The sequence below is a fragment of the Bradyrhizobium sp. USDA 4011 genome (assembly GCF_054063415.1).
In genome coordinates this window covers 436,018-449,572 of sequence record NZ_JBSSGG010000001.1, presented here as the reverse complement: position 1 = coordinate 449,572, position 13,555 = coordinate 436,018, and the positions used below count along the sequence as shown (strand labels likewise).

At 65.7% G+C, this 13,555-nt stretch carries 12 protein-coding genes; 3 read left to right on the top strand and 9 right to left on the bottom strand.

Going from position 1 to position 13,555, the window contains the following annotated elements; all coding sequences use genetic code 11:
- Positions 1-100 precede the first annotated feature (100 nt).
- Complete coding sequence (locus tag ACVW1C_RS02250; protein WP_456756990.1) at positions 101-2,338, bottom strand: CHASE3 domain-containing protein; 2,238 nt, start codon at positions 2,336-2,338, stop codon at positions 101-103.
- 19 nt (positions 2,339-2,357) lie between these two features.
- Positions 2,358-2,762 carry a response regulator gene (locus tag ACVW1C_RS02245; protein ID WP_456756989.1) on the bottom strand — a complete coding sequence of 135 codons (405 nt, stop codon included), beginning with the start codon at positions 2,760-2,762 and terminating at the stop codon, positions 2,358-2,360.
- A gap of 180 nt (positions 2,763-2,942) precedes the next feature.
- On the opposite strand from ACVW1C_RS02245, the gene ACVW1C_RS02240 reads away from it, so the two are divergent.
- A complete protein-coding gene (locus ACVW1C_RS02240; RefSeq protein ID WP_456756988.1) occupies positions 2,943-3,839 on the top strand; it encodes a DMT family transporter in 897 nt (298 codons plus the stop codon).
- Between the two features lie 52 nt (positions 3,840-3,891).
- On the opposite strand, the gene ACVW1C_RS02235 is transcribed toward ACVW1C_RS02240, so the two are convergent.
- Positions 3,892-4,464 (bottom strand): BA14K family protein, encoded by a 573-nt coding sequence (locus ACVW1C_RS02235; RefSeq protein ID WP_456756987.1) that lies wholly within the window; start codon positions 4,462-4,464, stop codon positions 3,892-3,894.
- A 263-nt stretch (positions 4,465-4,727) separates the two neighbouring features.
- Here ACVW1C_RS02235 and ACVW1C_RS02230 point away from each other — a divergent pair, with 263 nt between their 5' ends.
- A complete protein-coding gene (locus ACVW1C_RS02230; protein ID WP_456756986.1) occupies positions 4,728-5,138 on the top strand; it encodes an NADH:ubiquinone oxidoreductase subunit NDUFA12 in 411 nt (136 codons plus the stop codon).
- Between the two features lie 396 nt (positions 5,139-5,534).
- Here the strand turns inward: ACVW1C_RS02230 and ACVW1C_RS02225 are convergent, their stop codons facing one another.
- A complete protein-coding gene (locus ACVW1C_RS02225; RefSeq protein WP_456756985.1) occupies positions 5,535-6,221 on the bottom strand; it encodes a DJ-1/PfpI family protein in 687 nt (228 codons plus the stop codon).
- A 129-nt stretch (positions 6,222-6,350) separates the two neighbouring features.
- Here ACVW1C_RS02225 and ACVW1C_RS02220 point away from each other — a divergent pair, with 129 nt between their 5' ends.
- Positions 6,351-7,289, top strand: a complete 939-nt coding sequence (locus tag ACVW1C_RS02220) for a GlxA family transcriptional regulator (protein ID WP_456756984.1) — start codon at positions 6,351-6,353, stop codon at positions 7,287-7,289.
- Positions 7,290-7,992: 703 nt separating this feature from the next.
- Here ACVW1C_RS02220 and ACVW1C_RS02215 read toward each other — a convergent pair.
- The 5 genes from ACVW1C_RS02215 to ACVW1C_RS02195 all read right to left on the bottom strand — a co-directional run bounded on the left by ACVW1C_RS02215 (position 7,993) and on the right by ACVW1C_RS02195 (position 13,411).
- The gene (locus ACVW1C_RS02215) at positions 7,993-8,427 is read right to left on the bottom strand and encodes a hypothetical protein (protein ID WP_456756983.1); all 435 of its coding nucleotides are present in this window, start codon (positions 8,425-8,427) and stop codon (positions 7,993-7,995) included.
- 195 nt (positions 8,428-8,622) lie between these two features.
- A complete protein-coding gene (nhaA, locus tag ACVW1C_RS02210; RefSeq protein WP_456756982.1) occupies positions 8,623-9,984 on the bottom strand; it encodes a Na+/H+ antiporter NhaA in 1,362 nt (453 codons plus the stop codon).
- Positions 9,985-10,417: 433 nt separating this feature from the next.
- Positions 10,418-11,653: a cation:proton antiporter gene (locus tag ACVW1C_RS02205; RefSeq protein ID WP_456756981.1), complete on the bottom strand. Its 1,236-nt coding sequence runs from the start codon at positions 11,651-11,653 to the stop codon at positions 10,418-10,420.
- Entirely contained in the window at positions 11,653-12,594 is a 942-nt protein-coding gene (locus ACVW1C_RS02200) for an alpha/beta hydrolase (RefSeq protein WP_456756980.1), read from the bottom strand. The genes ACVW1C_RS02205 and ACVW1C_RS02200 overlap by 1 nt, the downstream gene beginning before the upstream one ends.
- A gap of 37 nt (positions 12,595-12,631) precedes the next feature.
- The gene (locus tag ACVW1C_RS02195) at positions 12,632-13,411 is read right to left on the bottom strand and encodes an SDR family NAD(P)-dependent oxidoreductase (RefSeq protein ID WP_456756979.1); all 780 of its coding nucleotides are present in this window, start codon (positions 13,409-13,411) and stop codon (positions 12,632-12,634) included.
- Positions 13,412-13,555: the final 144 nt, after the last annotated feature.

Genomic DNA, 13,555 nt, shown 5'->3' with positions numbered 1-13,555 from the left:
CGCGAGTGGTGAGTGTCGTGAGACCTGTACCCCCTCACCCGGATCGCAACGGCGATCCGACCTCTCCCCGCAGGCGGGGAGAGGTGAAGAGGGAAACACGTCACTCGCCGAGCGCCTGCTGCAGCATGCTGGCGAGCTGCGCCTTGCGATAGGGCTTTGCCAGCAGCAGCACGCCTTGATCGAGGCGGCCGTGATGCACGATCGCGTTCTCGGTATAGCCGGAGGTGTAGAGCACCTTGATGCCGGGGCGGCGCTTGGCGACCTCGTCGGCGAGCTGCCGGCCGTTCATGCCGCCGGGCATGATGACGTCGGTGAACAAGAGGTCGAACTTCTCGCCCTTGTCGACCAGCGCCAGCGCGGCGCGCGCGTCGGGCACGGCAATGGTCTTGTAGCCGAGGGCGCCAAGCTGCGTGACCACGTAGTTGCGCACCAGCTGGTCGTCTTCCACGACCAGGATGACTTCGCTGCCGCGCCGCGGCGGCTCCGGCGCAGGCGCCTCCACCTCGACCTGGCCGCGGGCAGGGGGCAGATAGAGCTTGATCGTGGTGCCGTGGCCTTCCTCGCTGTAGATCTTGATATGGCCGCCGGACTGCTTGACGAAGCCGTACACCATGCTCATGCCGAGGCCGGAGCCCTTGCCGACCTCCTTGGTGGTGAAGAACGGCTCGAACACCTTGTCCTGCACCGCATGCGACATGCCGGTGCCGGTGTCGCTGACCGCGAGCAGCACGTAACGGCCCGGCGTGATGTCGGGATTGACGGCCGCATAGGCGTCGTCGAGCACGATGTTGCGGGTCTCGAACAACAGCTTGCCGCCGTTCGGCATCGCGTCGCGGGCATTGATCGCCATGTTGAGCAGCGAATTGGCAAGCTGCGACGGGTCGATATGGACGCTGGCGACATCGGGCGCGAGCACCTGATCGATCTCGATCTGCTCGCCCAGCGTCGGCCGCAGCAGCTTGGCGATATCGACCACGGTGCCGTTGATGTCGACGGTGCGCGGCTCCAGCGGCTGGCGGCGGGCGAAGGCGAGCAGATGCTGGATCAGCTCGCGGCACCGTTCGGCGGCGCGGTCGATCAGCTCGGCGGTTTGCACAAGCTTCGGCTGGCTGCGCAGGCTGTCGACCAGCGTTTCGGTGGTGCCGGTGATGACCGTCAGCATGTTGTTGAAGTCGTGCGCGACGCCGCCGGTCAACTTGCCGATGGCGTCGAGCTTCTGCGCCTGCTGCAGCTTGTGCTCGGTTTCGCGCGACGCGGTGATGTCGTGATAAATCAGCGCCGCGCCGGTGATGGTGCTGTCGTCGTCGCGCAACGGCCGGCCCGACACCACGAGGTGAATCGGAGGGGCGCCTCGGACCGGCTTGGCGACGAATTCCAGCCCGTCGAATTCCTCGCCGCGCAGCGCCCTGGCCGACGGCATGTCGTCGGCCCGCATCGGCGTGACGCCGTCGGCCTCGAAGACGTTGCTGAGGTCGCGCAGCTGGCGGACCGTCATGCCCGGCTTGTAGCGCAGCATCTTCTCGGCGGCCGGGTTCGAGAGCAGCACGGTGCCGCTGGTGTCGATGACAAGCACCGCCTCCGCCATGCTGTGGAACGTGGTTTCCATCACCGCGGTGGAACGGCGGAGCTCTTCGAGCGCGGTGCCGAGATCCTTGGTGCGTTCGGCCACCTTGCCCTCGAGCGACAGGTTGGTCGCCTTGGTCGCGCTGAGCGCGCCCTGCAGTTCGCGGCTGGCGCGCCGGGCCGCCATCGTCAGCGCGACCGCGAGCAGCAGGATCATCACCACGCCGGCAAGGTCGACCGCCAGCAACAGCCGGCCATTGGTCTTCGACTGGTCGGTGCGAATCCCGAGCAGGCGGCGCTCCTCGGTGACCAGGCGGTCGAGCGCCGCACCGACCTGGCCCATCAGCGCGCGGCTCTCGCCCGCGGAGATCAGCGCTGCGGCGCCGGCCGTGTCGCCGGCCGTGCGCAACCTGATCAGCTCGGCACCGAGCGCAATGGCGCGCTCGACCTGTGCCTTGGTCCCCGCGATCAGTTGCGCCTCGTCCGGGGCCGACTGCAACGCAGCCATCAAATCGTCGAAGGCGGCGGTGAGGGTGGTGCTCTGCTCGCGAAACTCGTCGGCGAAGGAGGCATCGCCCGTCAGCGCGAACCCGCGCGCCGCGCTCTCGACGCCGCGCGGCAGCGAGCGCGCATCCGAAATGCGCTTGAGGATGGCGAGTGCGTGATCGACCGAATCAATCTCGCTGCGCGACTTGACGTCCAGCCCGATCGATGCCGCGCTGATGGCGAGGAGGATCGCAAGGCCGCTGCCGAGGATGAGACGCTGGGAAGCCATCGACAAGTAGTACGAGCAATTATTTGGAAAGACGAGCCGAAGGAGCGGACTTCGCAAGACATTCGTTAACGGCGGCAATCAGCGCCTGCGGGGTAAACGGCTTGCGCAGGCAGGCTGACGCGCCGAGTTCGATCGTCATCCGCAGGAAATCCGGCGCACGGTCGGCATTGGCGAAGGCATAGCCGGACATCGCGATCACGGGAATATGGGGCGCGCGCTCGTGGAAGACGCGGATCGCCTCGAAACCGCGCATATGCGGCATGAAGACGTCGACCAGCATGACGTCGAACGACGCCTTGTTCAGCGCGCGCATGCCCGCTTCACCGCCATCCGCGACGGTGACGTCGAAGCCCTGGCGCTGCAAACACACCTCGATGGCGACGCACACCATCGGGTCGTCATCGACCACGAGAACGCTCGGCACGATGCATCCTCTTCCTGCGGCCTCGCGTGCCGTCGACTCGCTTGGCCCGTCTGCCGATTAAGGCGGAACCTGGATGGAAAGTCTGTATCATAGACTGCATATGCTGTTTGCTGACAAGCAGATTTCCAGCTAGCCCTGACACCATCACTTGTATTTGTCCGCCCACATTACGACGGGTCCATGACCGCAGTTCCAGTCGCCGGCCGCGCCCCGCTGTCACCGCTCGGCCTCGCATTCCTGGTGGTCGCGTCGACCGGCTGGGGTCTCAACTTCCCGATCATGAAGTTCCTGCTCACGGAGTGGCCGCCGCTGTCGTCGCGCGGGCTCTGCGGCGTGGTCGGCGCGATCGCACTCGGGCTGGTGGCGGTCGCACGGGGCGAGACGCTGCGCGTCCCTGACGGCATGTGGACGCGGCTTGCGCTGGTGTCGACGCTGTCGATCGGCGGCTGGGTCGCGTCGATGGGCCTGGCGCTGATCTGGTTGCGGGCCAGCGAGGCGGCCGTGCTCGGGATCTCGATCCCGGTGTGGGTCGCGCTGGTGGCCTGGCCGATGCTCGGCGAGCGTGTGTCGTTGCCGCGTGCGCTCGCGCTTGGCGTGGCGCTTGCCGGCATCGCCGCGCTGATCGGCGGTGGCGGTCTCAACGCGAGCCTCGGCAAGCTGCCGGGCATCCTGTTCGCGCTCGCCGGCGCGCTCTGCGTCGGGCTCGGCACGGTGCTGACCAAGTTCTTCAAGCTCGCGATGCCGCCGCTGTCGCTCGCTGCCTGGCAGCTTGCGATCGGCTGCGTGCCGATCGCGGTCGCCGGCGTCCTGATCGAGCAGCCGCAGCTCGCTGCGCTGTCGCAGTTCGGCTGGGCGTCGATGGTCTACATGACGCTGATCCAGTTCTGCCTTTGCTATGTCTGCTGGTTCGCGGCGCTGGAGCGGCTGCCGGCGGCGACCGCGTCGATCGGCACGTTGCTGGTGCCTGTCGTCGGCGTGCTGGCGGCCGCGGCTATGCTGCGCGAGCCGCTCAGCACGAGCGACATCGCGGCGCTCGCGGTGACGTTCGCAGCGGTCGCGGTGGCGTTGCGGACATGAAAAAGGGCGGCGTTGCCGCCGCCCTTCGCCAATTTAGCAATTCAGGCCGCCATTACGGGCAGGGGTGCCGCAGGCCGTCATAGCCGAGATAAGTGCCCGACGCCGGATCGTAGGACCTGTAGCGCTGCGCGCAGTAGCTCGCGTCGCCGCCCGGCGCGACCTCCACGGCGACAGGCGCACTGTCGTCATAATAGCCGTAGCTGTCGTCATAGTAGCCGTATCCGGGGCCATAACCGCCGTAATACGCGCCCGAGGCGAGGGCTCCACCGACGACTGCGCCGGCAACCGCGCCCGGCCAGAAGCCGCCGCCACGGTGATAACCGCCGTGCCAGCCGCCACCGCCGCCGTGCCAGCCGCCACCGCCGCCACCAGCCCAGTGGCCGCCGCCACCACCGCCATGCCAGCCGCCGCCACCGCCCATGGCAACACCACGGCCGCCGCCAAAGCCACCACCGCCGCCGACATGGCCACCGCCACCGCCACCGCCGCCGCCGCGCGCACCACCGCCACCGCCCATCGCGCCCATCTGGGCGGCAGACTGGGCGAACGAGACGGTCGGCGCCACAGCCAACGGCAGCGCAAGCGCCAACGCCGCGGCGGTGCTCAGAACCTTCATATTGATCATTTTGGACTCCATTGAATCGGACAATGTCTAACCATCTCTGCGGTCGGACGTTCCGGCGCTCGACATTGATTGTCCGTCATCTTTGCTTGACCGGCGGCGCATGTATGGCGGGTGAACAAAACTCCCCGTGACCGCGGCATTTGGTCGCCAAAGCCCCGTCGCCCGGGCCCATTCCGGGAGTGCCGGGCTACCTTGGCGGCGGCTGGACATTTGGAGATTCAGGTGGCATCAGAGCCGGACTGCCTCGAACCGACCGGCCGCGCATGAAACAATTCCTGCTGAAATTCTTCACCTGGTGGAACGGCCAGACCTTTGGCACGCAATTGTGGACCTCGCGCTACGGCGAGCTGGTCGGCGAGGACGAGCAGGGCAATCGCTACTACCGGACCAAGGGCGGCGAGATCGATCCGACGCTGCATTTCGAGCGCCGCTGGGTGATCTATAACGGCTATGCCGAAGCGTCCCGGATTCCGCCCAGCTGGCACGGCTGGCTGCACCACACGGTTGATGTGCCCCCGACCGAGGAGACGTACGCGCCGCGGGAATGGGAAAAGCCGCATCTGCCGAACATGACCGGCACCGCGCAGGCTTACCGTCCGTCCGGCTCGACGCTGGCGAGCGGCCGCCGCCCCAAGGCGACCGGCGACTATCACGCCTGGACGCCCGGAAGCTGAGCTTCTCGCATTGTAGTTTCCGCCGAGCGTGTGCGTAACGCCGCGCGTGCAGCGCACGCGCGCCTGTGGCAGCGCACGCGCGCCTGTGGACAACGGTAACAGCGGGGACAGGTGCGCCACATCTGATGCTGTCCACTTGCGCTGTGCACGCCTTCGCGGCTCAATGAAGCCATCTTACGGAGATGGGAGACCATCGCGTCGGATCGGGCTCCAGATCGCGACTGTCCCGATGAGCAGCGGCCTCCGAGTTGGATGCGGCCGGGAGATAGGCCCCCGGCACAGACGTCCTGAAATCGCCCGCAAATGTGAGGCTGCCGTGAGACAGGAAGGGCCGCTCGGGAAACCGGGCGGCCTTTTTCTTTGTCTCACGATCGCGTTCTTTGTCTCACGATCGGGTCAGGACAGCCGTGCCGCGGCGCGGCTCATCAATTCGCCCCGGCGCGCGTGTGCCGGTCCCATCCGCTCCTTCATGAAGGCTAGGATCTCGGCCGGTGCGGTATCGGGCGAGCCGGCATTGAACGGCGGGGCCGGATTGTATTCGAGCCTCAGCTGGATCGCTTCCGCGGTCTTGCGATCGACGAGCTCGGACACCAGCGTCAGCGCGAAATCGATGCCGGCGGTGACGCCGCCGCCGGTGAAGCGGTTGCGGTCGACGCAGACGCGCGTCTTGGTCGGGATGGCTCCGAAGCCCGCCAGGAAATCGATCGCACTCCAATGCGTGGTGGCGCGGTAACCCTTCAGCAGACCGGCGGCGCCAAGCACCAGCGACCCCGTGCAGACCGACGTGACGTATTTCGCTCCCTCGGCCTGCTTGCGCAGGAAGGCGAGCATCTCCGCATCGCCGACCATGTCGTCGGTGCCGAACCCGCCGGGCACGCAGATCACGTCGAGCTGCGGGCAGTCGGCAAAGGTGGTGGTCGGCGTCAGGACCATGACGGAGTCGGTCGGAACGGGTTCGATCCGTTTCCAGATCAGATGCACCTTGGCGCCGGGGACCGAGGAAAACACCTGCAGCGGGCCGGTCAGGTCGAGCTGGGTCACCTTCGGGAAGACGAGCAATCCAATCTGCAGGGGTTCGGACATCGGAGGTCTCCAAATAGCGCTTGACGAAACCACGATGCCATGGTGGCCTGATGTCTTAAATGGCGTAATTCCCTCGTTTTCGGACGTAGACGCCATCTCCGGGCATTCGGCATTGCGAGGATTTGGCAGATGATCGGCATCCTGATCTTTCCCGACTTCCAACTGCTCGACGCGGCCGGCCCGATCGCGGCGTTCGAGATCGCCGCGCGCTTCGCCAACAACCCGCCGGCGATCAAGACGATCGCGGTGAAGGCCGGGCCAGTGCGCTCGTCGTCCGGCGTCGAGATGCTGGCGCGCGGCTTCAAGCCGTCGGCGGCGATCACGACGCTGATCGTCGCGGGCGGCAACGGCGTGCGCACGCCGGCGACCTGTCCGATCACGCTGTCATTCGTGCGGCGGATGGCGAGCCGCGCCATCCGCGTCGCCAGCGTCTGCTCGGGCGCCTATGTGCTGGCCGAGGCCGGCCTGCTCGACGGCCGCCGCGCCACCACGCATTGGCAGCGCACGCCGCATTTCGTGAAGACCTATCCGAAGGTCAAGCTCGAGCCAGACCAGATCTTCGTCCGCGACGGCAACATCTGGAGCTCGGCCGGCATCACCGCCGGTATCGACCTCGCACTCGCCATGATCACCGAAGACTACGGCGACGCGGTCGCGCAGAACACCGCGCGGCAGCTCGTGCTGTACCATCGGCGCAGCGGCGGGCAGTCGCAATTTTCCTCGCTGCTGGAATTGAAGGCGTCGAACGGCCGGTTCGGCCCGCTGCTTGCCTGGGCGCGCGAGCATCTCGACGCGCCGCTGACGGTCGAGGATCTCGCGGACAAGGCCGGGATGAGCTCGCGGCATTTCACCCGCGCCTTCATCGCGGAGACCGGCACCACGCCATCGAAAGCGGTTGAACGGTTGAGGATCGAAGTCGCGCGGCAGCGCGTGCAGTCGTCGGGCGAGGCGATCGAACGCGTTGCCGAGATCACCGGCTTCCGCGATCCGGAGCGGATGCGCCGCGCCTTCATCCGCGCCTTCGGCCAGCCGCCCCAATCGCTGCGCCGGGCATCGCGCGCGGGGTAGGTCGTGGACGTGCGGAAACTCCGGCGCGTTGTCGGAAGGAAAGGCGATCATTCCGACGGCGACGCGAACACAGCCGCCGATGAGCGACCGTCGCCAAACTCACCGGCGCTGCCGGCAGAGGCAATTTGAGTTTGGGACAAGCTCGTTGTCCGATCTCGCGCGATCCATGCGGTCTTTGCACTGATGAACCGGCGCGAAGGTTCCCGTGACCTATGTGAGGTGGGCGTTGGGGACCCGAGGAGGTTCTACATGACGAAGCATAGAACGATTACCGGATTCGTGGCCGTCGCCCTGCTGGCTGTCACTGCAACCGCCGCGACGATGAGGTCGCACGCGCCCCGGACCGAGGGCGTTGTCGTCTCCGACTCGGACGCGCTACCGGCTAAGGATTTTAGCGACCGCTGGTCCCCGATTTCAGCTTTGCCTCCGGCAACGGACATGGCCGAGCGCGCACCTGACGTGCGTTAAGCCGGTCACCGACGCATTCGCGGACACGCCGCGCACAGAGTTTACCGCAGCACAAAGGCCCCGCCGAAGCGGGGCCGGATGTTGAATGATTTGAGTTTGAACGACTCGATCTCAAACGACCTGGTCTTGAATAGAACTAACGGTTCCGCCGCGCCGGAATAGTTCGGCCATTCACCTTACACACGGGCTGAAAATCTACGGGCGGCTGAGCGCGAAACGTGCCCGAGCCGAAACATCAGTTGCTCAATGTATCGGTCGCGATCTTCTTCTTGAGTGCTTCGCAGGTATTCCTGACCTCCGTGGTCATCAACGAGACGGCTTCGATCTGCAGGAAAAAACGCTTGCCCTGATCACGGTAGCCCGCGGCGAACTCCTTGATTTCCGCGATCATGTCGTGGACACCCGCCACCATGACCTCGCAGTTCTTGGCGGCCAATTGCAGTTCCGTTCCGAGAGCCTCGATCTCTTTCACCGCCGCTTCGTATTCGCGCACGACCGCCTCGGCCGATAGCTTGCCCACCTCGTTGACGCCGTTGCGGTGCTCGACGTAGTCCGGCATCGGCGAGAGCGGCCGAATGTTGCCGCGCGGGCGATGCGAACTCACCGTGTCGATTTCGCCCTCGGTCGTTTCCATCGGGGCGCGGGCGAGGACTTCTGCACTAACACTCATGCGAACGCTCCATAAGTTGTTACGGCGAATAGAGTTTAGCAATGTCAACGGATTTGTCTCGCTTTTCCACAATTTTTAAGTAAGCCAATTGTGCACTGCAGCACAACGAATCCCACGCCACAATCGCTGCGCCGGGCATCGCGCGTGGGGTAGCGAGGCGTCGGGGGATCGGGTTCGTTTGCCCTCCGCGAAGCGTCAGGGGTGCGCCGTTGCCCCTTGGCGCTGACGCCGCGCGTAGGCTACGCCCCAACCGAGCCCAAGCAGGGCGGCGGCGAGCGAGCCCCCGAGCACGCCCAGTTTTGCCGCGTTGAGCAGCGCCTCGTCGGGGAAGGCGAGCATGGCGGTAAAAATCGACATGGTGAAACCGATTCCGGCCAACAGGCCGATGAGGCAGACCCCGCCCCACGTCATGCCGGGTGCCAGCCGACAGCGCCCCGACTTGACCGCGAGCCAGGTGGCACCGACCACACCGACCGGTTTTCCCAAGGCAAGGGCAAGCCCCACGCCCAGCGTCACCGATTGAGCCCCGGCAGCGAGGCCGGAAGCTGTCAGGCTGATGCCGGCGTTCGCCAACGCGAATAAGGGCATGATGCCGAAGGCGACCCAGCCATGCAGCGCCGTCTGTACGCGCACGACGGGTGGCAACATCTCGCGATGCGCGAGGTGGAGCGCACGGCGCCGTGACCTGAGGCGATGGATATCCTTCCAGGCCGCATCGCCGTCGCGCAACTCCGCGACCACGCGCGACACCATTTGCAGGGGCGGCTCCCGCAGCGGCATCGGCCGCACCGGGGTCATCAGGCCGAGCACGACACCGGCAAGGGTCGGATGCGCTCCGCTCATCAGCAGCCCGGTCCAGACCAGCGCGCCCGGCGGAACGTAGGCGAGGGCGGAGCCGACGCCGATCCGCTGAAGCCCGACGACCATCACAATGCCGAGCGCCGCCACGACAAACCCGCTCAGCTCCAGTCCGCCGGAGTAGACGAAGGCGATGATCAACACCGCGATGACGTCGTCGATGATGGCGAGCGCCAGCAGGAACACCCGCAAATTGACCGGGATCGATCGTCCCAGCAAAGCGAGCGCCCCCACGGCAAAGGCGATGTCCGTTGCCGTTGGTACGGCCCAGCCCTGTCCGCGCACGGGATCGGCATTCAGGCCAATGTAGACGAGTGCCGGGGCGATGACGCCGCCGGCTGCCGCGATCACGGGCAGCATCGCCTGATCGAACCTGCTCAGCGCGCCTTCATGTATCTCGCGCCGAATCTCCATGCCGACGACGAGGAAGAAAATCGTCATCAGCCCTTCGTTGATCCAGAAGTGCAGCGTTCGGGAGCTGACGAAGCCGCCAAACCCGATCGAGAACTGCTGGTGCCAGAGCGCGTGATAGCTGTCGGCGAAAGCAGAATTGGCCCAGATCATTGCAGCGGCTGCCGCAGCCAGCAGCACGCCGCCGCTGACGGCTTCGACGTGCAGGAAGCGCTGGAGGGTGGCGAACGCCTGCTCGGCGAGTCGTTGGGCTCGCGGCAGGTCCTGGGCGGGCAGTCGGTGATCCATCGGGCGCACGCAGTCCGCGTGGTGGCCCGACCATCGCTTTACCTGTCACTGCGGCATGCAGCTAACACCCACCGCCCGTTTTGCACAGCGACAGGCATAGGGCAACCCTGTTCGGGGGGCCTGCGACCGTTTGGCATATCGCCGCGAGCCAAAACCGGAACATGGTGCCTTCCGACCTCCTGCCCGAGGCTGGCGGTCAGAGCCAGGTCGTGAGCGCGCCGAGTTGGGTTACGGCACCGAAGAACAGCAGAATCGCGATGCACGCCGGCAGAGAATACGGGTTCCGATCGTTGTCTTGTGACATGGCAGCACCAATCCGGGAGGGATCTCCCATGCGCGCGAAAGCTGCGCTGATGACCTGATCGAATATCAGCGCGATCGCATAGGAATGCGAGACGAACGGCGGAGGCGCGTTATAGGCGCGGAATAAGTGTCAGCCCTGGTCGGCTTCCAGCAGCCCGAGCTTCGCGGCAAGCCAGCGCGTGGTCGAGGCCTGGATCAGGATGGTGGTCAGGATCGCGACGAAGGTGACGGAGGCGATCATCTCCGCGCCCGGCGCCTTTCTGCCGAGCATGAGGCCGGCGAGCGCGGCGGGGATGACGCCGGTTTCGCGGGTCCAGCACATGAACAGCAGTTCCGCGAAGCTCCAGCGCGCGCGACGGTCGGGCAGCGCGCACAGGAAGACGGTCGCGGGGCGCGCAAGGAACATCAACACCAGCGTGACTGCGATGCCACCAAGCCAATACTGCTGCATCAGGGCAAAATTGACTTGAGCACCCAGCAGAATGAAAATGAACAAACGCAGAATGAAGGCCGTGGTCAGCACGAACTCATCGAGCTTTTGTGCTTCACCCGGCTCCATCTGGAACCCGAAACGTTCCTTGTTGCCGAGCATGATGCCGAACACGAACACGGCCATGAAGCCGGATGCATGCAGGCCCTCGGCGGCGAAATAGGCGCTGATGACGGCGACGACGGTCACCACCGGTGCGTATTCAGCAAGGAATGCCCACTTCTCGTGAGCGATCAACAATGCTGCGAGATAACCCAGCGTGATGCCGGCGACGATACCGATGGCGGAATGCGCCACCAGCTCGAGCAAGGTGGCGGAGAGCGAGAACGCGCTGCCTGTCGCCATCCCCAGAAGGCTGAAGGTGATGATTGCCCCCACGGCGTCGTTGAACGCGGACTCGCTCATCACGGTCTGCGCAACACGGTCCCTGATGCGAACCTGGCGGAAGATCGGTACGAGCGTCGCCGGATCGGTCGAGGCGAGCGTTGCCGCGAGCAGGAACGCCACGACCGCGGGAACGCCGAGAATGAATTTGGCCGCCAGTCCCGTGATGGTCGCAGTGATCACGACGCCCGCCGTCGCGATCACCGCGATGGTGATCCAGACCTGTTTCAGCACGGCGAGCCGCAGCGTCGCACCGCCGTCGAACAGGATGTAGCTTGCGCCGAACAGCAGGATGATCTGGTTCAGCGCGGAATCGGCTGCGACATCGACGAGTCCAAGGGCATGCGGACCGATCAGGATGCCGACGATGAGGAATACCGCGACGTCCGGAATCCTGACCTTCTGGGCGAAGAGCGCCGCGGCTGTACCGATCGCCAGGACCAGACCGCAGGAGAGCAGCGTGTGCCTGGCGATTTCGATCGAGGAGGACACTAGCCCTGTGCCTTCAGCCAGGCGCTGATTTCGGTCACCGCGACGTTGGCCTGATTGAGCAGCTTGCCCATGGTGAAGAAGCCGTGGAACTGGCCGGGGAAATGCCGGTAGGTCACGGGCACGCCGGCATCCCTGAGGAATGTCGCATACTCGTCGCCCTCGTCGCGCAGCGGATCGGCGCCGGCGGTCAGCACATAGGCCGACGGCAATCCGGCAAAGTCTTTCGCGCGCGCGGGCGAGGCGCGCCAGTCGCTGTCGTCGGCGTCGCCGAGATAATGGTTGCCGAACCAGCCGATGACCGAATGCGTCAGCAGGATGCTGGTCTCGGGCTCGCGATGCGAGGGATGCTTTCGCGAGAAATCGGTCGCGGGATAGACCAGCAGCTGGGCGGCGAGCCTCGGTCCGCCGTCGCGGGCGGTGAGGGCAACCACGGCTGCGAGGTTGCCGCCGGCGCTATCGCCGCCGACGATCAGGCGCGAAGCATCGATGCCGAGATCCCCAGCATTGGCGGCGACCCATTTGGTCGCGGTGACGGCGTCGTCCACCGCAGCAGGGAAGCGGTGCTCGGGCGCGAGCCGGTAATCGACCGAGATCACGATCAACTCACCCTCATGGGCAAGCTTCTGGCAAACCACCTCGTGGGTGTCGAGATCGCCGATCACCCAGCCGCCGCCATGGAAGAACACCAGGCACGGCGCGAGCCCGTCCGTCTTGCGTAGCGTCTTCGGCGTGTAGATGCGGGCCGGGATCGCGCCGTGCGGCGCCGGGATCGCAAGCGTCTTGCTCGATTCAAGCGTGGGCGGCTCGGGATTGGAGACGATACGGGCGGCCCGATAATATTCGCGCGCTTCCGCCGCGGTCAGCGTTTCATACGCGGGCCGGCCGGCCTCCTGGAAGGCCTTGTAGACGGCGGCGGCATCGGGATCGAGAACGACGGGCATAGGCAAACGAACCTTCGTGTGATGCTGAACTGAAGTATCAAGCGGCGGTGCGGCCGCCGTCGACGGTGTAGGCGGAGCCGGAGACGTAGCTCGCCTCGTCAGAGGCGAGGAAGGCGACGATCGATGCGACCTCGCGCGCGAGGCCGAGCCGGCGTGCCGGGATGCGGTCGACGATCTTCTCGACCGGCGGCGGCGCGTTGCCGCCGGAACGGCCCTGCAGGATGGTGTTCAGCATCCGGCTCTCGATCATGCCGGGGCAGACGCAATTGACCCGCACACCGGTGCCGCTGCATTCCCAGGCCGCGCTCTTGGTCAGCCCGATCACGGCATGCTTGCTGGCGCTATAGACCGCAATCATCGGCGATCCCATCAGGCCGGCGATCGAGGCGGTGTTGATGATGCTGCCCTTGTTCTGCTTCAGCATCACCGGCAGCACATATTTCATGCCGAGGAAGACGCCGACGACATTGACGTCGAGCACCCGGCGAAAGCTCTCCAGCGAATATTCCGGGATCGGCCTGATGTCACCCTCGATGCCGGCGTTGTTGTAGAAGGCGTCGATGGTGCCGAAGCGGTCCACGGCGGCGCGGACATAGTCCTTGACCTCGTCCTCATCGGTGACGTCGGCGGTGATCGCGAAGGCCTCGGCCGAGGCGGGCAGGTCCTTGATGGCGGCTCTGAGGTCGGCTTCCTTGCGGTCGACCGCGACAATCCGCGCCCCGCGCTCTGCAAGCAGTTGGAGCGTGGCGGTTCCGATGACGCCGGCAGCCCCGGTGACGACGGCAACCCGGCCGTCGAGCCTGATGCGATCTGGCATGTTTGGGTTTCCTCTGGCTGGTCCGGTTCGATCCGGATTTTCCTGGTTTTCACGCGGTGCCGCGCGCCTTCAGCGTGAGGACTATCACACGTGTTCCCAGGAGTGACCAGAGGGTGACCAGAGGGTGGCCAGTGCCTGGCGGAG

Bases quoted from the DNA above. Each gene is read 5' to 3' on its own strand.
- ACVW1C_RS02240 (WP_456756988.1), top strand. From the start codon at position 2,943: ATGACCGCAGTTCCAGTCGCCGGCCGCGCCCCGCTGTCACCGCTCGGC.
- ACVW1C_RS02250 (WP_456756990.1), bottom strand. From the start codon at position 2,338: ATGGCTTCCCAGCGTCTCATCCTCGGCAGCGGCCTTGCGATCCTCCTC.
- ACVW1C_RS02220 (WP_456756984.1), top strand. From the start codon at position 6,351: ATGATCGGCATCCTGATCTTTCCCGACTTCCAACTGCTCGACGCGGCC.
- ACVW1C_RS02215 (WP_456756983.1), bottom strand. From the start codon at position 8,427: ATGAGTGTTAGTGCAGAAGTCCTCGCCCGCGCCCCGATGGAAACGACC.
- ACVW1C_RS02195 (WP_456756979.1), bottom strand. From the start codon at position 13,411: ATGCCAGATCGCATCAGGCTCGACGGCCGGGTTGCCGTCGTCACCGGG.
- ACVW1C_RS02235 (WP_456756987.1), bottom strand. From the start codon at position 4,464: ATGATCAATATGAAGGTTCTGAGCACCGCCGCGGCGTTGGCGCTTGCG.
- ACVW1C_RS02225 (WP_456756985.1), bottom strand. From the start codon at position 6,221: ATGTCCGAACCCCTGCAGATTGGATTGCTCGTCTTCCCGAAGGTGACC.
- ACVW1C_RS02200 (WP_456756980.1), bottom strand. From the start codon at position 12,594: ATGCCCGTCGTTCTCGATCCCGATGCCGCCGCCGTCTACAAGGCCTTC.
- nhaA (WP_456756982.1), bottom strand. From the start codon at position 9,984: ATGGATCACCGACTGCCCGCCCAGGACCTGCCGCGAGCCCAACGACTC.
- ACVW1C_RS02230 (WP_456756986.1), top strand. From the start codon at position 4,728: ATGAAACAATTCCTGCTGAAATTCTTCACCTGGTGGAACGGCCAGACC.